The organism is Ruminococcus sp. J1101004sp1_RTP21198st1_B9_RTP21198_201120 (genome assembly GCF_040924245.1).
In the GTDB taxonomy this organism is placed as follows: domain Bacteria; phylum Bacillota; class Clostridia; order Lachnospirales; family Lachnospiraceae; genus Blautia_A; species Blautia_A faecis.
Genome location: NZ_JBCOMI010000068.1, coordinates 1 through 2,784 on the forward strand (window position 1 = coordinate 1; position 2,784 = coordinate 2,784).

The 2,784-nt window shown below is 32.1% G+C and carries 1 protein-coding gene; it reads right to left on the reverse strand.

All coding sequences use genetic code 11. The features are described 5' to 3' along the window. Window positions 1-205 precede the first annotated feature (205 nt). A partial coding sequence (locus AB5618_RS21200; RefSeq protein WP_368367049.1) for a type 2 lanthipeptide synthetase LanM family protein occupies window positions 206-2,784 on the reverse strand: 2,579 nt, incomplete at its 5' end.

Consider the following 2,784-nt stretch of genomic DNA (forward strand, 5'->3'; position numbering starts at 1 on the left):
TTTGAAATGAGTTTTTAGCAGGATAATATAAATGTGTAATATCTAATCTTAAGTTTATGATGTTGTGCATAGCAGGTGGTTTATTTGTTTTCCAAAGCTCCGTTTTTCGGATCAGCGAAAAACTCCACAATGGCAAACAGGGCTTTGCCCTAACAATAAATTAGTATTGGAAATAATAAATTCTATTATTTCCAATACTATCATTTTAGACTTCCAGAGCAATTACACAAGGTAAATCTTTTTTTATATCTCGCAGCAAAGAATATCCCATGCCACATAGTCCTGTCATAAATCCTTGCAATTTATATCCATATAGATACGCATTATCGCAATCAAATACACCATTACATACATTCTCAGCAATAATATCACGAATATCTACATAATATTTTTCTATCTTTTTATCTGAATGGTCTTTTAAATATTCAAATAAAATTTCTGTATTACCTAAATTACCATGACATAGACAATTGTTTCCTAAAATTCCCTCTTTTAATATTGTATTCACTGCTACTTTTATATCATTTTCTATCAAATCCGAATACCGCCCATTCAATATGACATTTACTTTAGATCGGCTAAGCAATATGCCTGCAGCGCCATGACACCAAGCAACGGTAAAACTTCCTCCATCAGATGCTTTTTCTCCTGCATATACCCTTTCGTCTTTCCAATTTCCTTTTTCTTTCACAAATAAAGAATTTTCAAATTTAATGCCATCGAGCAGTGATAATAAATACTCCTCTTTCTGAGTCACCTGCCATAGTTTTGCCAGTGCTAAAACTATTCCAGATGCTCCATGTGAAAATCCCGCTAACGGCGAAGTTCTTCCATCTCCATTCCATCCGCCTTTAATAGAGCCTTCCTTTTCCTGAGCATTTACTATTATATCTCCTGCTATTTCTGCCGAAGCGATATACTCTTTATTTCCAGTTAGCTGATACATATTGATCAATGTAATAACTGCGCCTGCATTACCATAGACAAGATCAAAACTGTTATCTCTGGTAATCGCTTTCTTTAATATTTTATAGTGCTTTTTTGCATAATCCAAATATTTTTCTTTATTTGTAATTTTATACAGTACCTCATAAGTGTACATTATAGACGCTTCTCCACCAAAGGCGCCACTGCTTTCATTTTCTATTCCCTCATTTCGTTCACACATCTCATCTGTGTATGTAAATAATTCCTTTTCAATCGCATTGCGTATAATAAGGTACTCCTTTTGGGGATCAACAGCATACAATGCGTTAAAGAAAATTGCTAGCCCAGACATTCCTTCATATAAATAGGTACCAAGTGGTCTTATATCCCATGAGCAGTCATCTTCATTTCCTATTAGAGTAACACCAATCCAATTAACTTCTGTTCTATCTTTATTAAAAACAGCAGTTTTTATAAGAGAATCAGCCAATTTCTGAACAGCTTTTAACAGATGAGCCTTATTTTTTTCTCTGTGCGGAATCATTTTCATTTGTTGAAGCTCTATCTTTTTATCCTCAACCTGAAATTCGTTTATCTCTGTCAGAATAATATTCATGAACATTAATTGCCTTTTTAAATCATCTTCATCTAACAATACTATCTTTTTCTTTAAGTGTTCCAAACTGGTATATTCAAAATAGTCTTCGATTTTCTCACCTTCTGATCCGAAAAGAGATTTACCTGATGTATTGAGATAAAAATATGGAATGTCCATGTTTAACATGTCTTTTATCTCACATTTCACAACACCTTTATCTCCTTGTGTAGCTTCATACTGTTTAAATAAACTACACAAAAACATTTGTCTATCTCTTCCATCTTGCATAAAATCCGGATGAAAAGATGTGTGTAATAACATAGAATATCTTTGGGTATCCTGAACTAAATGGCGAATATTTAAATTACCAAACATGTCGGCATATTCAAGAAACTTTTCTTTATTCTCCAAAACATATTTATACGCATCTTCAAATCCTGCATTTATTTCTTTTAGATAATGAAATGCTGATACATTTTCTCCATCTAATTTAACAAGATTTTGATTTACTCCAGTTGTAGGATGTTCATATACAAATCTCATATTTGAAGTACATAAATCCGCTATTTTAGGAATAACTATAGGATATTCCTTTCCCTCACTACCTTTAATTGCACTCATATCTACGCCTTGGCCCAAATTTGAAAACCTATAGTGTGGCAATAAACCTGAGTATAATACTGACTCATGAAGGATATAATTTATTTCCTCCTTTGCAGAATTTGTTCTCCCTCTTCTACGGTTATCTAGTATAGTTTCTGCATCTATAATAATTGGATATTCTCCTGCGGCAATCACATTTTCTTCATGTAAATCATTTGTATTAAGAATATAACTACCGAAAATCAATATTCCAAATCTATAAAAATACCGTCTGATTTCATCCTCTGTTTTACAACTTTTATAATATACAAATTCCTCCCAACCATACTCCTGACAATCTAATATTTTTGGTTCATACATCTCATATTTACAACCAGCATTTATCTTTCCCAGAAAATCGAAATACACTTTTTCAATTTTTAACGAACGTGGTTTATACACAATTTTAGTGCCATTATCCAACTTAAGAATACTTACCCCATTCCCTTTTTTATGAGAATCCGAGATATTAGAACTTATTTCAACTACATTTTTAAATTCTAAACCTCCACAAAATTTATTCGCAATTTCATTTTTATCTTTATTAAGTCTTTCTAATAAAAGTACATAATAAGAAGATAAGTTTTCTACGGTTTCTGTAACTGAACGTCGTAAAC